Below are 19,981 nucleotides of genomic sequence, written 5' to 3'. Positions count from 1 at the left end.
TCGTGCACACACTAGGTTGGCATCCATCGAGGGGGGATTCGGCGTGCAATACGACTGTGTCATCGTCGGCGGTGGCATCGCCGGGCTGCAGGCGGCGGTGCAACTCGGCCGCTACCGCCACCGCGTGCTGGTGATTGACGCGGGACACGGTAGGTGGAGCCTCTGTCAGGGATACCATAATGTACTCGGCTGGCCGGACGGCGTGAGCGGACAAACCCTCCGAGACCTTGGGCGCATGCAGGCGGCCGAACTGGGCGTGGCGTTCGCTGCGGACGAGGTGGTTGAGGCAACCGCGGTCGGCGACCAGTTCCGGGTTCTCTGTCAAAGTGGCAGTCTGTATCCGGCGAAAACCCTGCTGTTCGCAACCGGCATCGTGGACCGAATTCCCATCCTGCCCGTGGTCCGAGAATGTCTCGGCATCAGCGTGTACGTCTGTCCGGATTGCGACGGCTACGAGGTGACCGAGCGCCGGACGGTGGTCATCGGCGCAGGTAAAGTGGGGGCGAACATGGCGCTGACCCTGACGTATTGGACGGACGATATCGTCTACATCAACCACGAGATGACAGACCTCGACGCAGACGTGCGTGCGCAGTTCAACCAACGGTCCATCGAAATCATCGCCTCCCCCGTCACGCGGATTGACCAGACCAACGGACGGATCCAAAGCGTCGTTCTGCAAAACGGCCGGATGGTTCGGGCGGAAAGAGGATTTGTCGCCTTCGGCGGAAACACCGTGAATTCGCAGGTGGCTCGACAACTGGGCGTCACACTGCACACCAATCGCCACATTCTGGTGCATCCGAGAACCAAAATGACCAACGTTCCGAACGTGTGGGCAGCCGGGGACGTGGTTGCCCACTCAGAGCAGGTCACCGTCGCCATGGGAGAAGGGGCCCAGGCGGCCATTTGGATCCACAAGCGGCTGCTGGGAGAGGCCTGAACGTGGCGTGGTGGGCGAACCGGATGGAACGATACCCGGTTCGTCGGTTCCTCTTATCCGGTGACAGACGCACAAGTTTTTCACAAATGCCTTGACATCTCCACCCGACGGGGAGTAAAGTAAACTAAAATTTCAAACATAAAACGCTGTGATGGAGAGAGTACGCCAGTGGTTCGGCGCAGAGAGTCGGTGGTGGGTGGAAACCGACGTGAATCACGAAGCGGAAGTTCACTCCGGAGCTGTCAGGTGAACGCCTCGGGCAAGTAGTCTGGACCGGAAGCGCCAAACGCTTTCGTTATCTCAATGAAGTGAAGGTTGCAAGGATGAACCTTTCAGCAGGGTGGTACCGCGAGTCAATACCTCGTCCCTCGTCGGACGAGGTATTTTGATGTTCGGCGCGGCCATGCCGCCGAGTCCCTCGCGTTTCACCGACGGTCATCCGACCTTTCGCAGGGTGGTACCGCGAGCAACGCCTCGTCCCTCATTGGACGGGGTGTTTCGTTTTTTCCAGCCTGATCATCATGCCAAAAGCGAGGAGGAGCCAGCATGTCTCAAGCAAAAACTCTGCCGTACCGACTGGCGAGCCGCCAGAGCCGCGTGGAAAGCACCGTCGTCCGCGTCGGCAGCCATGCCATTGGCGACGGCGAGCCCACAGTCATCGCCGGCCCCTGTTCTGTGGAGAGTCGAGAGCAGATTTTGGAAAGCGCAGTCCAGGTCCAACAGGCCGGCGCCCACATGCTTCGCGGCGGCGCGTTCAAGCCGCGCAGTTCACCGTACGCCTTTCAGGGCCTGGGCGAAACCGGCTTGCGGTATCTCGCCGAAGCGCGGGAGCAGACCGGCCTGCCCGTGGTCACCGAGGTGATGGACATTGAACACCTGCCGATGGTGGCGCATTACGTCGACGTGCTGCAGATTGGCGCGCGGAACATGCAGAATTACCCGCTCCTGAAAGCCGTAGGCCAAACGACCAAACCGGTCATTCTGAAGCGGGGTCTGTCCGCCACCATTGAAGAATGGCTGCTTGCCGCCGAATACATCCTATCCGCGGGCAATCCGAACGTGATTCTGTGCGAGCGAGGGATTCGAACCTTCGAAACCGCCACGAGAAACACCCTGGACCTGAACGCGGTGCCCGTGGTCAAGCACCTCAGCCATCTGCCAATCTTGGTCGATCCGAGCCACGGCACGGGCGTCGCCCGCTACGTGCCGGCCATGAGCCTCGCCGGCCTCGCAGCGGGCGCCGACGGTCTGCTGCTCGAAGTGCACCCGAACCCCGAGAAGGCCCTGTCCGACGGCGCGCAGAGTCTGACCCCCGAGGAATTCCGCCTGCTCATGCGACGCGTGCAAACCCTGATGCAGGCGGAGTCCGCCGCGGTCTTTGCACCGACGCCGATGGCATTGCGCGGATAATGGGCGCCACCGCGCACGTTGAATGTCTCGGCACGTCTGTGGCCCCTTCACCGCCAAGCTGCCCAAAAGGGCAGCTCGGCGCCCTGCGTCGGTGAAGGCGCGAGCATCCGCCTCACCCCCGCAGCGCAGACAATTCCGCTTCAATGGCGGCGCGCACCTGTGCGAGGCACTCCTCCGGCGTCTTCGCGTGGATGTTCCGCCCATTGACCAAGGCGTACGGCCGAGCGCCACACAGCGCGCAAAAGCTCAGACATTCGCTGATGAGCACGCTCACCTCCGGGTAATCCTGCTCCAACTGCATGACGTCCAATGCCATCAGCCGATTCCCTTCACAGACTTCAACAACAATTATCCCAATCCGCGTCACTCCGTTACATATCCGGTGTCGGCAGGCTCAGATCCTGGGACGATTTCTGCTTCTCCCGGTGACGTTCCAGCGCCAGATGGATCAGCCGCTCAATCAACGCGCTGTAGGACAGACCCGTGGCTTCCCACAGCTTCGGATACATGCTGTATCGCGTGAACCCCGGCATCGTGTTGATTTCGTTCACCAGCACGCGCTGCGTGGCTTTCTCCACGAAAAAGTCGACGCGGGCCAAGCCGCTGCAGTCCACCGCCTGAAATGCCCGCACGGCCAACCGCCGCACTTCATTCGCCACCGCATCGGGCAGATTCGCCGGGATTACCAATGTCGACGCGCCGTCCACATATTTTGCATGATAGTCATAGAACTCGTTCGAGGGAATGATTTCCCCAACCACGCTCGCGACGGGGTGATCGTTTCCCAATACCGCGACCTCCACCTCGCGCACGTCAAGCCCTTGCTCAACGAGTATTTTTCTATCATAGCGTGCTGCCAGTTGGACAGCAGCATTCAATTGTGTCTCGTCTTTCACCTTTGAAATCCCGACACTCGACCCCATGTTGGCCGGCTTCACAAAACATGGAAACCCAAGGTTGTCGCGGATGTCCGCCAATACAGCCTCAGGCTCTTCCTCCCACGCGCGCCGGAGATAGTGCCTGTAACGGACCTGAGGCAGCCCCGCCTGGGCAAACAATTGCTTCATCACCACTTTGTCCATGCCCACCGCGGAAGCGAGCACGCCAGCCCCCACGTAGGGCACATCCAACACTTCCAGCAGCCCCTGCATGGTGCCGTCCTCCCCGTTGGGACCGTGCAGCACCGGAATCACCACATCCACCTGCGCGCTGAAATCGGGCGGCACGAGCGATCCGGCCGTGTCCCTCCGCACCAGCTCACCACCGGCGGCCGTCCCTTCGGCATTGGCCGCTGATTCCGCGCCCTCCGCAGGCGCGCCCAGGGCGATTTGCGCTTCGGCCATCAGCGCGGGCAGCGCGGTCGGACCCACAATCCAAGTGCCGGATCGGCGAATGCCCATGGGCACGACCTCGAATTTATCTGGACTCAAAGCGTTCATGATGGAAGTCGCGGACTGGATGGACACCTCATGCTCTCCAGACTTTCCGCCAAAGATCACACCGACGCGAATTTTCCTGTTCAATCAAGTCAACTCCTTCGTCACCTTACCCTCCCTAGCTTATGCCTAACACATAGGGATTGTCACGTACCGACCTATCCAGGCAGGCTTTCTAGCGGTAAGATGGAGAATATATGTGGTTTGGTGAAGCGAAAGGAGGAAACAGATTGGGCGTCGGCCAAAACCGCCGCACCAACGGCAGACTGCGCCCAATTCTGTGCATGGATTGATGGAGAGAACGGCAGGGGAACTTTGCGCACTCGTCGAGGGACAGTGGCTGACTGGACAGCCTCATCTGCGTGTGACAGGTCTGGCCATCGACAGCCGGCGGGTGCAGCCAGGCGACGTGTTCGTGGCCTTTGCAGGAGAGCGCGTGGATGGCCACGACCATGTGGCCGACGCCATTCAGCGCGGGGCGTGCGCAGCCATGGTGACGCGTCCGGTATCCCTGCCCGCGCAACACGACGCCGCCCTGATTCAGGTGGACGACGCCCTCGCCGCGGTGCAGCGCCTGGCAAAGGCAGAACGCCGCACATTCGATGGTCCGGTCATCGGCGTAACCGGCAGCAACGGCAAGACCACCACGAAGGATCTGCTGGCCGCCGTCATGTCCGCCGCCGGGCCGTGCCTGGCCACCACCGGCAACCACAACAACGAACTGGGTCTGCCGTTGACTTTGCTCGCCCGGCGGGACGAGCACCGGACGATGGTGCTGGAGATGGGGATGCGGGGCCTGGGACAAATCGCCGCACTGTGCGACATCGCCCGCCCGACGGCCGGAGTCATCACGAACATCGGACAGAGTCACCTCGAGCTGCTCGGCAGCCAGGAAAACATAGCGAAAGCCAAAGGCGAACTGCTCGAAGCACTGCCCGTCGACGGCCTGGCGGTGCTGACCCGGGACGATCCGTGGCTGCTTCGACTGGGCCAGAGCGCGCCGTGCCGGGTGCTTTGGCACAGCCTGGAAGATCCCGATGCAGACGGCTACGCGCACAGCATTCGCACCCATCCGCACGGCGTTTCGTTCACCGCCCGGGTGTTGGGGCAGTCCGCCACGGTGGACCTGCCGCTGGTGGGCGCGCACAACGTGCGCAATGCACTGGCGGCCCTCACGATGGGGGCGGCGCACGGCATTTCACTGGAAACGATGGCGGCCGCTCTCCGAACGGTGGAGATTACGAGCGGTCGGCTGCAGATGAGGCCGGGCCACAACGGGTGGACGGTGATTGATGATACGTACAACGCCAGCCCGCTGTCAATGGCGGCGAGCCTGTCCACCTTGCGGGATATTGCGCAGGGACGGCCAACCGCCGCCGTGTTGGGGGACATGTATGAACTGGGACAACTGGCGGAATCCGGACATCGCCAGGTCGGCGAGGCCGTGGCGGTCAACGGCGTGGAGCACCTGATTGCCGTGGGGCCCATGGCGGCTTGGATTGCCGAAGCGGCCGAAGCCGCCGGATGTCCCCGCGTCACGCACATCGCCGCGACCGAACAGGCGGTGGCGCAAGTACCTGCCCTGCTCGCGCCGAATGCTGTCGTCTTGGTGAAGGGATCGCGCGGTATGCATTTGGAAGACGTGGTACGCGCACTGTTATGACAAACAGCGGAGAACTTTTCCAGGGACGTTTCGACCGGCGTCGCCGCGATGACGGATACAATGGCGGAATGCGCGGGTGAATCCCCGGACTCGTATGCAGTTTGGAAAGGAGGAACCGCCATGTTACGTGAGTCAATAGAAAATTTGCAAAGCGCATTGAAGGAAATCGTGGACATCGACAGCGCACTGGACGAGGCGTTGATTGTCGCCATCACGGACCAGCGCGGCATCATCACGTTCGCCAATCGCAAGTTCTGCGAAATCTCCAAGTACAGCCGTGAGGAACTGATTGGGCAGGATCACCGCATCATCAACTCCGGCTACCACTCCAAGGAGTTTTTCCGGAACATGTGGCGCACCATCGCGAACGGAAAAATGTGGCGCGGAGAGATCCGCAATCGCGCCAAGGATGGCACCATCTACTGGATGGACACAACCATCGTGCCATGCCTCAACGAGCGCGGAAAGCCGTATCAATACGTGTCGTTTCGAATTGAGATCACGGAGCGGAAAAAGGCGGAGGAATACTTACGGAGAGCGGATCGGATGGAGGCCGCAGCCCAATTGGCATCCACCATTGCGCACGAGGTGCGCAATCCGTTGGCGGCCATCAAGTGGTCGCTCCTGTCCCTGGAGTCCTCCCTCGAAGACCGGCGGGACGACATTCGGCTGCTGCTGTCTGAAGTGGACCGGATTGACTCCATCATCAGTGAATTCCTGCGCTTGGCAAAGCCGCACTCGGTGCCATTCAAAGTGAAGGATGTTCGCCAACTGCTGCAGGACACTCTGTCGCTCATTCGGTTGGCGGCAAAGCAACAGAACGTGCGCCTGCGCACCGAATTCGCCGAAGGAGTTCCCCTGGTCGTCTGTGAAGAGAACCAGCTCAAACAGGTGTTCATGAACGTGCTCAACAACGCCATTGAAGCGATGCCGAACGGCGGCGAGATCCTCGTCCAGGTGGACGCCAACGACCAGGGCGGGGTGACCATCCGCGTGACCGACGAGGGCGTCGGCATTCCAACGGAACTGTTGAAGAAACTCGGTGAACCGTTTTACACCACCAAGGAGAAAGGCACCGGGCTCGGCCTGATGGTCTGTCAGCAAATCATCAATCAACACGGTGGCACTGTGACCTTCGACAGCGCGGTGGGCCAAGGCACCACCGTGGAAATCACCCTGCCCGGCAGCGACGCAGCCGCACTCGGCTCGGCGCAGTCGAACCCGCCGGGGCAATGAGCCGCCGTTCACGAATCGTGCGGCGGCTCCATCACATACCCTTCGCGAATGGCGTACGCCGCCGCCTGGACGCGGTTGCTCAGGTGCAGCTTCTCCAGGATGTTGCGGACGTGATTGCGCACCGTGTTCTCGCTGATGTACAGGGCTGCGGCGATATCGCGGTTGCTCGCGCCCACGCTCAGGTGCCGCAGCACCTGCATCTCGCGGTCCGTCAGCGGATCAACCTGCTGTCGGACGGTCGGCACCGCCGGCTTCGCAAACTCCGAGATGATCTGCATCGCCAAATTGCCGGGAATCACCGGTTCCCCTGCGTACACCCGGCGTACGCTGTCAATCACCTCATCCGGACTGGCACTCTTGAGAATGTATCCCGAAGCCCCGCATTTCACGGCGTCAAACAACATCTCCTCCGTGTCGGAGGCCGTGAGAATCAGAATCTTGACGTAGGGATGCTCCCGTTTGATGGTGCGAGTGGCTTCCAGGCCGCCGAGCACGGGCATGTGGATATCCATCAACACGACGTCCGGCAAATGCTCGCGGCACTTTTCAATGGCCTGTTGTCCATCCTCCGCCTCGTCCACCACGCGAATGCTCGGACTCCGATTCAGAATGGCGCTGACGCCATGCCGCAGCAGTTCGTGGTCGTCCACCACCAGAACGCGGATTTTTTCCTGCCCCTGTTTCGCTTCCGATGACTGTTCCATGCACTCACCCCCGGTGCTCACAGATCCCCCTATCATGATAACCTGTTCTCCCAGTCTGACGCATGGCACAATCAGGGGATATTGAACTAGTCCTTTCAGACTATGCCGGAGGCAAAGGGAAGGCGCCGTGCCGGCCCGCGACCGCAAAAGAAAGACCGCGCCCCGAACGTGTGCAGCCCAACGCCTCCGAGGTCGGTGTTGACCGCAGGCGGCAAAACTTCCACCACCTGGACGGACGTGCCTTGGAGTTGCCAACGCAAGGATTCGCTGAACGAATGCAGCCCCGCTTTGGTGGCACTGTAAATCGGAGCCCAGACCGCCACGGTGCAACGCGGGCGGCGACCTGTCGAGTTTCAACGGGATTTGTCACATTCGCTCCATCGTTGTCGTCTACTTGACAGAGACGAAAGGAGTCACCACACCATGCCTCAACCCACCAACCGCCAACACCGGTACATTGCTTCTCTGGACGGTCTGCGCGCCATCGCCGTGCTCGCCGTCATCGCCTATCATCTCAACCTTCCGTTTGCACCCGGTGGCCTGCTCGGCGTCGGCGTGTTTTTCGTCCTATCCGGCTATCTGATCACTGATCTACTCATGGCCGAGTGGCGGAACAAGCGACGCATTGACCTCACCGGCTTCTGGATGCGCCGTGCACGCAGGCTGCTGCCGGGCATGCTCGCCATGCTCGTGCTGGTGATTGCCTGGATGACGGTGTGGCACCGCACACAACTGCCCACCGTTCGGTCGGACGCCATCGCCGCGGCACTGTACGTGAGCAATTGGTGGCTCATCTTTCACCACGTGTCCTACTTCCAGAGCTTTGGCATGCCGTCCCCGCTCGGACACCTGTGGTCGCTGGCGGTGGAGGAGCAATTCTACCTGCTCTGGCCGTTTCTGCTTCTGCTGGGCCTCTTCGTGTTCCGCCGGCGCGGCAGGCTCGCCGGCGCAACTCTGGTGCTGGCCCTGTTGTCGGCGCTCTGGATGGCGGTCCTGTACCAGCCAGGAATGGATCCCAGCCGGGTCTATTACGGAACGGACACGCGCGCGTTCGCCCTGCTCATCGGTGCGGCGCTGGCCATGGTGTGGCCCAGTGACAAACTGAGCGACAGACTCCCCACAGGACACCGCACGGTTCTGGATGGCATCGGGTGTGTCGGACTGGCGGGCATTGTCTTCGCGATGGCCGGAACCAGCGAGTACAGCCCGTTTCTCTACGATGGCGGAATGGTGCTGGTGGCGGTGGCGACCGCGCTTTTGATTGCGGCGATTGTGCATCCCGATTCCTGGCTGGGACGCGCGCTCGGCCTGGGTCCGCTGCGCTGGTTGGGAGTTCGGTCATACGGCATTTACCTGTGGCACTACCCGGTGATTGTACTCACCAGCCCTGTGGTGAACACGGGTGGCATTCATCCATGGCGGTGTGCGGCACAGGCGGCGGCGAGCATCCTCCTGGCCGCGCTCTCCTGGCGTTGGCTGGAAGATCCCATCCGCCGCGGCGAGTGGGCGAAGCGATGGCCATCCCGGCCATCCAGCTCCCGCCGCGCGAAACGCCGCAGACCCTGGTTGGTGACCAGCGGGGCGTCTGTCGTGATGGGGTTGTTCTGCGTCGGCATGGTGATGCCAACGCCAAAATCGAAGAACGTGCAGCCGATGGCGGCGTCCGCAACGAGTGGCGCGACGCCCTCCAGCCCATCGAACCGTCCGACGCCATCCGCCCAGCCAAGTCCACGCAATCTGATCCCGGACGCCGTTGACACAACTGCGTCGAACCACGGTGCATCGCCCGACGCGTCGAATCCTCCGGCATCGAGCGGAGTCTCCCGGCACACGTCTTCGGGGAACCTTCGGGTCAGCGCCGTCGGGGACTCAATCATGGTGGACGTCACACCGAATTTGCAAAAACTCGTTCCCGGGATTGTCATCGATGGCAAGGTTGGCCGTCAGTTGTACCAAGCTCCGCCAGTCCTCGCCCAATGGAGGGCGGACGGGAAGCTGGGCAACATCGTGGTGATTGAACTGGGAACCAACGGTCCCTTCAGCCAACAGCAGATGACGTCCCTGTTGGCGGAAGCGGGCGACGCCAACGTGATTCTGGTCAACACCCGGGTGCCTCGTCCGTGGCAGGACGTGGTCAACCAAGCCCTGGCTTCGGTTGCCCGCAAGCGTCCACACACGGAACTGGTGGATTGGTACCGGGCCAGTGCCGGGCACGCCGAATACTTCGCCCCGGACGGCGTCCATCTCACGCTGGCCGGCGCCCGCGTCTACGCGAACCTGGTGGCGACGGCCATCCACAACTTTGAGACATCATCCGGACAATGAAAGGACGCCACCTCGCCCAATGGGCGGGCGGCGTCCTCAGCCCCTCGCTTTCGGCTCCTTCGACTCATGATACCCCCGGTTCCGTCATTACATAATTTGTCGTGTCCTCCGGGAACCAGGCGATGCCAATGCTCGGCGCTCGGCCATCGCTGGCGTTGTGCTGCACCAGTTTATCCAGAATCGGACGGCCCGCCAGTTCCAGCACCGTCCGAGCCGGGTTGGTGGTGTAAAACGTCAACCCGCGGATTTCGTCCAGCGTCGGAACATGCCGGCCAAAGACCGGATCGGCGATGGCGGTGATATCGATGTACGCCTTGCCATCCCTGTACGTCACCGAGTATCGCACGTACTGTTGCGCCACGTTGTAATTCAACAATCGGCTGGTCCTCGCCACCAGAATGCGGCCCTGGTGATACTCATTCGCCAGCAGGCGCAGGGCGTTGACCGCTTCCTTCGGCAGCGGGAACGGGGTGGTGGCGCCGTCGAGGTGTTGCGCAACCACCGAGTACTGATGCTTTTCCTCCAACGTGTGCAAATTCTGCGGCGTCAATTGTTTGTCTAGCGACCACACTGTCCAATCCCACAAGGGCCCGCCCTTGTTGTTGTAGGCGTAGTTGGTGTACCGGTTGAACCCCCACACGCGCCGTCCATCCGGAAGCCGGAGCGGATAGATGACCGAGTTCATGCCAAACGCGTCGCTCGATCCGTCCGCCCACACAAACCGAATACCGTACGGCAGCGTGACATCCGTATGGTAGTAGGGAGACCAGGGATTCGCGCCCTGCTGATAGCTGTCGAACGCCGACGCGCCATAGCGACCGAAGTTGTCCACGTTCGACTGGTTGCCGTGGTCCGTCCAGACCTCAATCTCGTCGCCGTTCTGCTTCAGGGCCTGAATCGCCTGAACGGCCAGCGTGCGGCGAAACAAGGTCTTCGACGAATTGACTTCGCTGAAGTCGCCGTATGTGTGCATGGTGTCTATCCATCCGACCTGGATGTAGTGGTTGATCACCGATGCCGCGTACGGAACGTTTGACACGCCTTTGAAATACGACAATTCGCGAGACATCGGCAGTCCGTGGATGTCCACATACCCGGACTGGTTGTTGCCGTTATACATAAAGAAGGAATCGGCGAAATCCAATCCGAGCCCCCGACCCACCGGCGTCATCGCTGTGGTGTTGATGAATTCGTGGACAAGGTTGAACTTCCGCAATGTTTCACTGTCCGCGTCGGAGGACAGGGCCAGCATGGCGTCATAGGGATACGGGAACTTCCGCTGCCCGAGCACCCGCGGCGCCGTGTCCGTGTTCCGCACAGAGACGGGTATTGGACGCGACTGCGGTGTCGCCCATGCCGTGGTGGTCGTGGGATGCTTGGGCTCCACCTCGCTGGCCTGGTTTCGGCTGCACCCCACCAACGCGGTGGACGCGGCCAGAACACTGAGGAGACACAGCATTTTCATGCGCAGGTTCTTCATACACGCGCCACACCTCCTGCATACCCAAATGGAATGCTGGAGAAATCATACGCCGTAGGTGTGGGATTCGCGTGAAAACCAGTTTACAATCTGATGAGGATATGATGTGAAATGGAAGACGCCGGTCAGGGATATGCTACGCGCTCGCCTGCTTCGGCAGCCACACCGTGAACACCGTTCCTTCGCCCACCGCGCTCTCGCACGCGATGGTTCCACCGTGCGCCTGGACGATGGCCTGCGAAATGGACAGCCCCAGCCCCGCGCCGCCGTGCTTTCTCGACCGCGCGCTGTCTACCCGGTAAAAGCGCTCAAAAATGTGCGCCATCCGGTCGGGCGGAATCCCTTCGCCATTGTCCTTTACCTCGAGTCGAATGCCTGTGTCCTCATCGCGGAGTACGATGGCGATGCGGCCAGTCTCTGCGGACGTGTGCTGTACCGCGTTCTGGAACAGATTGAGGACGACCTGCTTCAACTTGTCTTTATCCCCCAACACCGCCGCGGAAGCCGGCAGCTCCAGCGCAACCTCGCGCTCACCGGCCAAGAGGGCCAGCTGCGGCTGCATGTCGCGCAGGATGTCTGCCAGGTCACAGGGAGCGCGCAGCAGTCCCGGCGTTTGGTCGAGCCGGGCCAGCGTGAGCAAATCCTGCACCAGTTTGGTCAACCGCTGCGACTCGCCAAGCATGCTCTTCAGCGCCCGCTCCAGCTGCTCGGGCTGCTTCGCCGCACCGCGCAGCAACACTTCGAGAAAACCGTGGATGGACGTCAGAGGGGTCCTGAGCTCGTGGGACGCGTCGGCCACAAACGTGCGCATCTTTTCCTTCGCCGCCCGTTCCGCTTCGAACGCCTGCTGCAGCCGATCCAACATGTCGTTGAATGACTTGGCCAGCGTGGCCACCTCGGTCTGGGCCCCGGCGACCGTGACCCGCTCATCCAGGTTGCCCGCGTTGACCCGACTGGCGGAATGCACCACGCGCGCCAGGGGCACCAGCGTTCGCCGGACAGTGGGCAGCAGGGTGACGACCGCGGCCACCACGGCAACGGCCGCCAGAACAACAAAAATCAGCAGTTGCTGAACCAACATGTGCTGCAGTGATCGGACGGGCATCGTCACCTGCACCACACCGCTGGGCAGATCCGGCGGTCCCACGGGAACCAGCACCACCAGTTGCCGTGTTCCCGCGGCATCAGTCACCACCTGATACGACCGATCCCGCGTGTGATAGGCGAGAGCCGCCTCGTAGTCCTGCGCGGGCAGTTCAATCGGAGGGCTCTCCGTCTGGTCCATGTCCATCGGTCGATTCACCACCGAGTAATTCCCTGCCGTGTCGATGAACGACACCGTGGCATCCGGCAGTGTGAAAGACGCCGGGAAATGGGGAGAGCCGTAGGCATCACCGTCGGGAACGCGCCCGAATAGCGGGTGACTCCACATTTGTTGAGGCATGCTCCAGATTTGGGATCGAATCGTCTGGGCGGTATTTCCGTACAGGAACTTGCTCATCAACACGTATTGAAACACGCCGATCAAACACAGCAACCCGCACAGGATGAGGAGGGTGCGCGTCAACAGTTGATATTGCAGCGATTTCGGCCAGAGATTCCGCCACCCGCGCTGCAATGAGCTGCCCACTCGCCGTGCCCATGCCTGCACGGCCGGCCGAAGACGCGCCGCGTTCATAAGTCCACCCGATATCCGAGACCCCGGACCGTGCAGATGACCTGGCGGTTGGTGTCGCGGAGTTTTTCGCGCAGTGCGCGAATGTAGACCTCGACGATGTTGTCCTGGCCGCCAAAGTCGTAGCCCCACAGTTCATCGAGGATCTTGGCTTTGCTGAGGACGATGCCGTGGTTCAAGACCAGATAGCGCAGAAGATCGTACTCTTTCGAAGACAGGGACAGCAGTTCGCCGTGATAACGAATCTCCTTGCGGGCGTCATCAATGCGAAAAGGTCCCACCACCACTTCGTCCAACAGGTGCGGAAACTGGTTGCGCAGCCGGGCATGGATGCGCGCGAGCAGTTCCTGAAAACTGAACGGCTTCACCATGTAGTCATCGGCCCCCGTCATCAGACCTTTGACGCGGTCATCCACCTCATCCTTCGCCGTCAGCATAATCACCGCCAACGGCCCCTGCTTCTTCAACAAACGACACACTTCAAACCCGTCCATGCCCGGCATCATGACGTCGAGCACCGCCACGTGCGGCTGAAAGTCACGCGCCACGTTGACGGCCTGAATGCCGTCCTGAGCCGTGCGTACCTGGTATCCCTCGCCCACCAGTCCGAGTTCCAAAAACTGAAGGATACTCTCCTCGTCATCCACCAGCAAGATCTTGATGTCCTCCGGTCTGTACATCGTCCGTACCTCCTTCAGACGCTGCAGCCTCCGCAGAGGGAGGCGCTCCGTCCGAACGAAACACCCACCATTTGTTTCCCGAAAAGTTCAGGACCAGTGTCAACAGGTTGACTCCGGCCTTATCCAACCACAGCGGCGACGCGGTGTGACTCAATCCGTACAGCACCGCCGCGGAAACTGCGTACGACGCAAGGTTGACCCACACAAATCGTACCAGGTGGCGAGTTCGAAAACGAGCCCCTTCTCCAAACGTCACGCGCCGATTCCAAAGGAAGCTGTTCGCCACCCCGCAGACATACGCGATGGTCTGAGCCTCCAGCACGCCCCAGTGCATGAGCCAGAGCAGCAGCACGAACAATCCCCAGTCCACGCCGGTGTTGAGCAGCCCAACCGCGCAGAAGCGCACGAACTGACGATGGGACGGGTGTGGCAGAACGGGCGCTGGACGCCGCTTTCTCCCCATCATCAGCGGCGCCTTCATGAGTTAGATCCCCTGTGAAAACCGCGGGTGCGTTCCACAATGTACAACGGCCGCTGCAGCGCTTGCTCGTAAAGTCTCCCCACGTACAGCCCGATACAGCCAATGGCGGTCAGGATCAACGCGTCGCCGGTGAGGTTGGCGAGGCCCCACAACAGCCGTCCGCTCGCACCGTGCCAGGCCACGGCGGCCAACAGCGCGTACACCCATCCGCCCCCGCACAGCAGCAGAAGCAGAAGGCCGACGGTCAGCGCCCACCGCAGTGGTTTGTCGGAAAAGGACGTGATGGCGTCGGTGGCCAGGCGGATCATCCGGCGCAGTGGATACTTGGTCTCTCCCGCTTCCCGCGGCGCCCGCACATACTCGACAGCGGTCTGCTTGAATCCGGTCCAGGCCACCAGCCCTCGGACGAATCGATGCTTTTCAGGCAAACTCGTCAACACGCGGCAAACGGACTGATCCAGCAGGCGGAAATCCCCCGCATCGAGGGGGATCTCCACGTTGGCCATTCGGTGCAGAATTCGATAAAACGCAGCCGCTGTCCACCGCTTGAACCAGGTCTCGCCTTCGCGCTGAATGCGCCGCGCATAGACGACCGCGTAGCCCGCTTGCCACTGCCTGACCAGGTCAGGAATCACCTCCGGAGGATCCTGCAGATCTGCATCCATCACAATCACGGCTTTTCCTGAAGCGTACGCCATCCCCGCGCTGATGGCCACCTGATGGCCAAAGTTGCGGGAGAAGTGGATCACCCTCACCGCGTCGTCGCGAGCGGCCAACGCGTCGAGTTGCTCACCGCTCGCGTCGCGGCTTCCGTCGTTCACAAACACCAGTTCATACGGCTCCCCCAGTGTGTCCAACACCGCTTTGACGCGAACGTACGTCAACGGGAGCACCTCTTGCTCGTTGAACACGGGGATCACCACGCTGTAGGTCACATCCCGTGCAGACATGTTCGACGATGCGAAATCATCCTCAATCACCGGTGTATTCATACAGGGTTGCACCTCCAAAGCCCCGTCCGAAACCGGACATGCCTGTGGAATCATCGCTTGTCGATCCGTTCGATGCGGCGGCGGCAGGGTTCCACTCGCTTTCCGGAACCTGTTTGCAATGCTGCTGAATCCATTGCATGACGGCGGATTGGCCCGTTCTTCCCGGCATCCGCATTCCCTCAACCAGGAAGTACTTCAGCTTCCCGGCCTTGGTCAGGGCCTCCAACTCACTCACGGTCAGGGCTGGATCGGACCCGCTGAATCCTCCCATCGCCATCACCGGCAGACCGGTTTCAATGATGATGGGCGCTGCCGTGTTGGCGTTCTCGGTGGCCACGAGATAACTGCCCGGGCTCGCCTGATAATGCTTTTCCAGGTACTGAATGAGCGCGCTATCCACGCCACCGTCCATGCCGTTGTTTCCGAAGGACATCGCGCGACCGCCGAACCCTTGACTGGCGGTGGGGCCCGCAGCGGGCATCGAGGTGTTCACGCCGTAGAGAATCGGCGTCAGCGACCAGAAGCCTGGCCCCACCAACAGCGCCGCCAGGCTCAGCGCAATCCCGGTCTGGCTGCCGATACCGCTGCGCCACCACGACACCAGGAACAGGATTCCGAGCGCAGCCGCCACAGCGGTGCCCACGAGCAACGGGGCGCGAACCGACGGATACGCCTGCACAATCAGCAGTTCAAACGCGATATTCAGCAAGAATACGACGAGCAAGTACCAGCGCCACCGGCGTTTCACCCGCAGGTCCTTCCACATCCGCACCAGCCCGGCGCCGGTCAATGCTGCAATCCCAGGCGCCATGGTGATGAGGTAGTACTGGTGGAAGAAGCCAGCGATGCTGTAGAACGCGGCCATGGGCAACAACCACAGCCCCCAGTACAGCGCGCCGGTCTCTTTGCGCGTCAGTTTCCGCCGCCAGCGTACGCGCCGAAGCAACGGTGCCAAGGAGAGCAAGGCCATGGGCAGCAGCCAGCTGATTTGGTCTCGCAACGAACTCTGGAACAGCCGCAGCACACCGGGTTGACCCGTGTTGAACATGCCACCGCCGCGCATGCCCTGCGGGGCACGACCATTCGGGCCGCCGGTAAAGCGATACCCGTTATCCATCATCCCGCGTCCATCGCCACGCCACGGGCCGTCCCCCGGGGACATCGCGCTGTTGCCGCTGTCGGAATTCCCGGACGAATTGTTGCCGCTCGCCGCGCCCAAACGGTCCCCATTCGACCATCCTTCCGCGAAGCCCCGGCCCCCCGGCCATCCGTACCCAGGGATCTCATTCGCACCGTTGGCCACCGTCCCTGTGCCGAAACGATGCGTGCCACCCCCCATGCCCATGTTGCCCGTGAGTCGAGACAATCCGTTGTACCCGAAGATCAATTCCATTTCACTGTTTGTCTGACTGCTGCCCACATACGGTCGGTCGGCGGCCGGCGTCATGTCCACCGCCATCGGCCACGAAAACGACACAGCGGCCAGCACCACCGTGAATACGCCCAGATGAACCAGCTTGCGCCGCCAGCCACCGTGGGTGGCGAACCAGTACACGAGGTACAGGGCGGGCAGAATGAGATACGCCTCCATCATCTTGACGTTGAATCCGACGCCTTCCAACACGGCAGCATAGATCAACCACCGCAGTCGGCGCGTCTCCAAGGCGCGCCAGAAACACCAGGTGGTCAACAGCATGACCAACACCAGCAGCCCGTCGACTTCGTTGGTCCGCTGCACCGCCACGGCAATCGGCGTCAGCGCGAGGACGGCAGCGGCGATGAGGCCGGCTGACACACCGAACACCCGCCGGACGAGGACGTAGAGCACCGCCACACTACCCACGCCGGCCAACGCCTGCGGCAGCAGCAGGGCCCAGCCGTGATATCCAAACACCCACGCAAAGAGCGCCTGGATCCAGAAGTCGACCGGAGGTTTGTCAATGGTAATAAAACCGTTCGGATCGAACGAGTTGTAGAAAAAGTTGTGCCAGCTCATCAACATGCTCTTGATGGCGGCTGCGTAATACGCGTTGCCGTATCCTTCTTTCTGCAGCGCGTACAAGTTCAGAAAAGCGCTGACCGCCAGAATGATGGCCAGTACGGTATGATTCCATTGCCAACGTTTCCGTTTCACGAGATGTCCTCCCCAGTCCTCTCTTTTCCCTCCCATCCTCTCCGAAGAAACTGAAGCGGGTATAAGTCGTAGCTGAACGTTCCCTGAAAAAATCAAACAGGCAACAGGGCGGGCATCTCCATGCGCGAGTGTGAGCCACCCGTGGCCCCGGAAAGCCGAAGTCCGAGGGGAGGATAAAACGCGAGCCGCCCGCACGGCGGACGGCTCGGTAGGATGCTTCTTGAAATCGAAGACGCGCGGCTCAGGACGCGGATGCGCCGCTGGTCTTTTTCATCACACCGGCGGCTTTCGCGAGGCGCCGCGGGTTTTCCGGCATGAATGGACGCAGCAGATAATTGTACACGGCTCCGGCAATGACGGCGCCGACGATGGGGCCGACAATGGGCACCCACCAATATCCGCTCGGACCCGGAAACGCGTTGTTGCCCCAGCCAGCCAGCAGGCCGAACAAGCGCGGGCCAAAGTCGCGCGCGGGGTTGAGCGCCCACGCCTCCAACTGGCCGCCAAAACCGCCGACCATGGACACGAGCAGACCAACCATCAGCGGCGCGGTGTTCGCGCCGGGGCGATTGGAGTTGTAATTGTCGCTGATGGCGAGAATTCCGATGACGAGCGCAGCGGTCAGAATGATCTCGTCGACCAGTGCGTGTCCCGTGGTGATGCCCGTATTCGGATGTGTGAAAAAGATCCCCGACGTGGTCAGCCCTCCGAGCGCTGCCCGGGTGGTGTGGTGCGCCGCGTTGAACGCGTTGATCACGGGCGAGAAGAGTTGATAGGTCAACGCCGCACCGAGAAAACCGCCTATGACCTGAGACACAATGAAGCCGGGAACTTTCTTCCACGGGAAGCCGCCGTACATGGCAAACCCGATGGTGACGGCGGGGTTCAGGTGCGCACCGGAAATGGCCCCCGTCAGATACACCGCCATGGTGACGCCAAGCCCCCAGAGAATACAGATTCCCCAGTAATCTCCGCTGAACGCGTTGTACAGAATCGCCATGGCGGCGACACTGTCGCCAACCATCAACAGAAATGCAGTACCAATCAACTCGGCGAGGTATTCACCCCATATGGACTGCCTCATGTTCTTCCCCCCATTTCACCTATTGAATCCGCTTACCCGATTGGCCGGTGCCACTGCGGAAACCGCGTCGATGCCGTTTTCACCTCCCGAAAGACAATAAAAACCACAAGGCCAGGATGCACGCATCCGAGCAACTTGTGGTTCTCCGAGTCTCAGTGGACTTTTAACTTTTCCCTGCTGTTGCCATAGAAAGCGCATTCAAAGTTCTGATTAAGATTATTTTACGACCGAGGGAGGCCCGTGTCAACCAGCCGCCGCTGGTCTTTACACAACCTCCTTCGTTTATCCTCGGCGCCGGGCCGCCGTCCAGCGCTCCAGCGTGAATCCGAAAAACAACAGCAGAGGAATGGCGTAGAGGAGCGCCCCCATCACGGTGCGAGAATCCGTTCCTCCGAGCAGCCCGTGGAGCGTCACCGCCACGAACATCGGAAACGCCAGCAGGTGCAGCGTACGCCACACGCGAACCGTGAGCAGCGACTGCAGGTAGGAGCTGACCACCAGGACGACCACGGCATACAAACTCAAAACGCCCAATGCGGTGGCCAGCGGCGTGACGCGGGACTTCCCCGGAATCAACAGGTCCGCCAGCGTGAAGGGAACATCTGTGTCCTCATACAGGCCGAACAGGTGCAGCGCTGTGAACGGCAGGATCAACAGCGTCGCCAGTTGGTGCAGCAATCGGACATGACGTCGCAGCCCCATCCTATCCCAGACACCGGACGTCATGGAGACGCCGAGGATGGCGCTCAATGCGAGCACCTCATAGGCCACCAAACCTGCGGCTCGGTCCAGCAGCCAGAAGTCTTGGTTCACCTGGACTCGGCTGCCGACAGCCACCCCCCGGCTGAACACTTCCGCGATAAGTACCACCACCACAGCGAACACCGCCACAAACCACAGAGGAGCCCGCTGCTCTGGTTCCAGCGTCATGGTCTTACTCAGTCGCTTCGTCATCATGACGCCCCCGATTGCACATCGGGACTGCCCCCAGATGCCAGAGAAACCCCGCCGTGGCGATGGACTCGAAATCCTTCGTCTCCGCCGTAGGAACCATCGGGATTCCCGGTGCCTCCGGACCACCCCGACCAGCTGTCCGAAGCATCCCCCGTTCCTCCGCCGACGTCATCGCTGCCCCCGTTGGAACTTCCTGCAGCCGCCGATGCGGTGCCTTGGGATTCGCTCGTGGTCGCTGTCGAAGCGTTGCCTCCGGATGCGCTTGCGGTTGCAGCTGATGCGGACTGCAGCCACTCCCAGGCGCCGACAAACCCAATCACGGTGGCCAGTGATGTGATCCACGAAAAGGCAATTAACGCGCGCTTCCCCCGCATCGGTTTTCTTTGTCCATTCGGCCTCTCTTCGTTCCCACCGTCTGCCATGCCCATCAACCTCCGCAAAACGTTGTTCCGATGACCGTTCCATTCAGGATTCAAGGGTACGAACCCATCCTGCCCCCGCTAGCTGAGGTACACATGAGGCAAAGCTGAACAGTTGCTGAAGAGCTAGCGTTCCGGTCCTGCGGCACGGTGATGTTCCAAAAAGGGATGGGTGGTCAGGCGCACGCGGGGCCTCGCGCAGTGGCAGGATTTCACCTGCAGGTTGACGCGTTAAAAATCGGTATAAATGAACTTCGACTCCACACCGGAACTGCACAGCACAATGGCCGTCACCAGCACTATCCAAAAGACGCAGCTGTAGACCGCGTGCCAGAAGTTCGCCGACTGCCAGAATTTCATCCCGG

At 61.2% G+C, this 19,981-nt stretch carries 18 protein-coding genes, 1 pseudogene and 1 other annotated feature; of the genes and pseudogenes, 5 read left to right on the top strand and 14 right to left on the bottom strand.

What is annotated here, in order from left to right; translation table 11 throughout:
- Positions 1-43: 43 nt before the first annotated feature.
- Both G463_RS0100820 and aroF read left to right on the top strand, forming a co-directional pair.
- A complete protein-coding gene (locus tag G463_RS0100820; protein ID WP_026973691.1) occupies positions 44-943 on the top strand; it encodes an NAD(P)/FAD-dependent oxidoreductase in 900 nt (299 codons plus the stop codon).
- A gap of 139 nt (positions 944-1,082) precedes the next feature.
- Positions 1,083-1,315: a binding site (T-box leader), on the top strand.
- A 174-nt stretch (positions 1,316-1,489) separates the two neighbouring features.
- Positions 1,490-2,353, top strand: coding sequence for a 3-deoxy-7-phosphoheptulonate synthase (gene aroF, locus G463_RS17900; protein WP_084171095.1), 864 nt, complete (start codon positions 1,490-1,492; stop codon positions 2,351-2,353).
- A 112-nt stretch (positions 2,354-2,465) separates the two neighbouring features.
- Here aroF and G463_RS0100810 read toward each other — a convergent pair whose 3' ends face one another.
- Entirely contained in the window at positions 2,466-2,720 is a 255-nt protein-coding gene (locus tag G463_RS0100810) for a YuzB family protein (protein ID WP_342663807.1), read from the bottom strand.
- Positions 2,721-2,724: 4 nt separating this feature from the next.
- A complete protein-coding gene (locus tag G463_RS0100805) occupies positions 2,725-3,876 on the bottom strand; it encodes a D-alanine--D-alanine ligase (RefSeq protein ID WP_026973689.1) in 1,152 nt (383 codons plus the stop codon).
- A gap of 205 nt (positions 3,877-4,081) precedes the next feature.
- On the opposite strand from G463_RS0100805, the gene G463_RS0100800 reads away from it, so the two are divergent.
- Together G463_RS0100800 and G463_RS17895 are read left to right on the top strand one after the other, a co-directional pair.
- A complete protein-coding gene (locus G463_RS0100800) occupies positions 4,082-5,452 on the top strand; it encodes a UDP-N-acetylmuramoyl-tripeptide--D-alanyl-D-alanine ligase (protein WP_051321741.1) in 1,371 nt (456 codons plus the stop codon).
- Positions 5,453-5,572: 120 nt separating this feature from the next.
- Positions 5,573-6,688 (top strand): ATP-binding protein, encoded by a 1,116-nt coding sequence (locus tag G463_RS17895; RefSeq protein ID WP_051321740.1) that lies wholly within the window; start codon positions 5,573-5,575, stop codon positions 6,686-6,688.
- Positions 6,689-6,696: 8 nt separating this feature from the next.
- On the opposite strand, the gene G463_RS0100790 is transcribed toward G463_RS17895, so the two are convergent.
- Together G463_RS0100790 and G463_RS17890 are read right to left on the bottom strand one after the other, a co-directional pair.
- Positions 6,697-7,392, bottom strand: a complete 696-nt coding sequence (locus tag G463_RS0100790; RefSeq protein WP_026973687.1) for a response regulator — start codon at positions 7,390-7,392, stop codon at positions 6,697-6,699.
- A gap of 161 nt (positions 7,393-7,553) precedes the next feature.
- A pseudogene (locus G463_RS17890) lies at positions 7,554-7,718 on the bottom strand (SDR family NAD(P)-dependent oxidoreductase); the annotation flags it as partial.
- Positions 7,719-7,815: 97 nt separating this feature from the next.
- Here G463_RS17890 and G463_RS0100785 point away from each other — a divergent pair.
- Positions 7,816-9,717, top strand: coding sequence for an acyltransferase family protein (locus G463_RS0100785; protein WP_026973686.1), 1,902 nt, complete (start codon positions 7,816-7,818; stop codon positions 9,715-9,717).
- A 64-nt stretch (positions 9,718-9,781) separates the two neighbouring features.
- Here the strand turns inward: G463_RS0100785 and G463_RS0100780 are convergent, their stop codons facing one another.
- The 10 genes from G463_RS0100780 to G463_RS23765 all read right to left on the bottom strand — a co-directional run bounded on the left by G463_RS0100780 (position 9,782) and on the right by G463_RS23765 (position 19,976).
- A complete protein-coding gene (locus tag G463_RS0100780) occupies positions 9,782-11,197 on the bottom strand; it encodes a hypothetical protein (RefSeq protein WP_026973685.1) in 1,416 nt (471 codons plus the stop codon).
- A gap of 136 nt (positions 11,198-11,333) precedes the next feature.
- Positions 11,334-12,875 (bottom strand): sensor histidine kinase, encoded by a 1,542-nt coding sequence (locus tag G463_RS0100775; protein ID WP_051321739.1) that lies wholly within the window; start codon positions 12,873-12,875, stop codon positions 11,334-11,336.
- Positions 12,872-13,552: a response regulator transcription factor gene (locus tag G463_RS0100770; protein ID WP_026973683.1), complete on the bottom strand. Its 681-nt coding sequence runs from the start codon at positions 13,550-13,552 to the stop codon at positions 12,872-12,874. The genes G463_RS0100775 and G463_RS0100770 overlap by 4 nt, the downstream gene beginning before the upstream one ends.
- Positions 13,512-14,033 (bottom strand): GtrA family protein, encoded by a 522-nt coding sequence (locus G463_RS17885; protein ID WP_051321738.1) that lies wholly within the window; start codon positions 14,031-14,033, stop codon positions 13,512-13,514. The genes G463_RS0100770 and G463_RS17885 overlap by 41 nt, the downstream gene beginning before the upstream one ends.
- On the bottom strand, positions 14,030-15,025 hold the full coding sequence (locus tag G463_RS0100760) for a glycosyltransferase family 2 protein (protein WP_245575644.1): 996 nt from the start codon (positions 15,023-15,025) through the stop codon (positions 14,030-14,032). The genes G463_RS17885 and G463_RS0100760 overlap by 4 nt, the downstream gene beginning before the upstream one ends.
- Complete coding sequence (locus G463_RS0100755) at positions 15,006-17,159, bottom strand: ArnT family glycosyltransferase (protein WP_026973681.1); 2,154 nt, start codon at positions 17,157-17,159, stop codon at positions 15,006-15,008. Before G463_RS0100755 ends, G463_RS0100760 begins: the two co-directional genes overlap by 20 nt.
- A gap of 241 nt (positions 17,160-17,400) precedes the next feature.
- Positions 17,401-18,243, bottom strand: a complete 843-nt coding sequence (locus tag G463_RS17880) for an MIP/aquaporin family protein (protein ID WP_035484833.1) — start codon at positions 18,241-18,243, stop codon at positions 17,401-17,403.
- Positions 18,244-18,525: 282 nt separating this feature from the next.
- Positions 18,526-19,197 carry a ferric reductase-like transmembrane domain-containing protein gene (locus tag G463_RS0100745; protein ID WP_169725394.1) on the bottom strand — a complete coding sequence of 224 codons (672 nt, stop codon included), beginning with the start codon at positions 19,195-19,197 and terminating at the stop codon, positions 18,526-18,528.
- Positions 19,197-19,619, bottom strand: coding sequence for a hypothetical protein (locus G463_RS0100740; protein WP_156900033.1), 423 nt, complete (start codon positions 19,617-19,619; stop codon positions 19,197-19,199). The genes G463_RS0100745 and G463_RS0100740 overlap by 1 nt, the downstream gene beginning before the upstream one ends.
- Before the next feature lie 228 nt (positions 19,620-19,847).
- The gene (locus G463_RS23765; RefSeq protein WP_281171040.1) at positions 19,848-19,976 is read right to left on the bottom strand and encodes a hypothetical protein; all 129 of its coding nucleotides are present in this window, start codon (positions 19,974-19,976) and stop codon (positions 19,848-19,850) included.
- Positions 19,977-19,981 lie beyond the last annotated feature (5 nt).

It is taken from the genome of Alicyclobacillus contaminans DSM 17975 (assembly GCF_000429525.1).
GTDB lineage: Bacteria > Bacillota > Bacilli > Alicyclobacillales > Alicyclobacillaceae > Alicyclobacillus_A > Alicyclobacillus_A contaminans.
Note: the sequence above shows the minus strand (reverse complement) of the source record. Positions and strands in the feature narration are given on the sequence as shown.

Bases quoted from the DNA above. Each gene is read 5' to 3' on its own strand.
- aroF (WP_084171095.1), top strand. From the start codon at position 1,490: ATGTCTCAAGCAAAAACTCTGCCGTACCGACTGGCGAGCCGCCAGAGC.
- G463_RS0100800 (WP_051321741.1), top strand. From the start codon at position 4,082: ATGGAGAGAACGGCAGGGGAACTTTGCGCACTCGTCGAGGGACAGTGG.
- G463_RS17895 (WP_051321740.1), top strand. From the start codon at position 5,573: ATGTTACGTGAGTCAATAGAAAATTTGCAAAGCGCATTGAAGGAAATC.
- G463_RS0100790 (WP_026973687.1), bottom strand. From the start codon at position 7,392: ATGGAACAGTCATCGGAAGCGAAACAGGGGCAGGAAAAAATCCGCGTT.
- G463_RS0100785 (WP_026973686.1), top strand. From the start codon at position 7,816: ATGCCTCAACCCACCAACCGCCAACACCGGTACATTGCTTCTCTGGAC.
- G463_RS0100780 (WP_026973685.1), bottom strand. From the start codon at position 11,197: ATGAAGAACCTGCGCATGAAAATGCTGTGTCTCCTCAGTGTTCTGGCC.
- G463_RS0100775 (WP_051321739.1), bottom strand. From the start codon at position 12,875: ATGAACGCGGCGCGTCTTCGGCCGGCCGTGCAGGCATGGGCACGGCGA.
- G463_RS0100770 (WP_026973683.1), bottom strand. From the start codon at position 13,552: ATGTACAGACCGGAGGACATCAAGATCTTGCTGGTGGATGACGAGGAG.
- G463_RS17885 (WP_051321738.1), bottom strand. From the start codon at position 14,033: ATGAAGGCGCCGCTGATGATGGGGAGAAAGCGGCGTCCAGCGCCCGTT.
- G463_RS0100760 (WP_245575644.1), bottom strand. From the start codon at position 15,025: ATGAATACACCGGTGATTGAGGATGATTTCGCATCGTCGAACATGTCT.
- G463_RS17880 (WP_035484833.1), bottom strand. From the start codon at position 18,243: ATGAGGCAGTCCATATGGGGTGAATACCTCGCCGAGTTGATTGGTACT.
- G463_RS0100745 (WP_169725394.1), bottom strand. From the start codon at position 19,197: ATGACGAAGCGACTGAGTAAGACCATGACGCTGGAACCAGAGCAGCGG.
- G463_RS0100740 (WP_156900033.1), bottom strand. From the start codon at position 19,619: ATGGCAGACGGTGGGAACGAAGAGAGGCCGAATGGACAAAGAAAACCG.
- G463_RS23765 (WP_281171040.1), bottom strand. From the start codon at position 19,976: ATGAAATTCTGGCAGTCGGCGAACTTCTGGCACGCGGTCTACAGCTGC.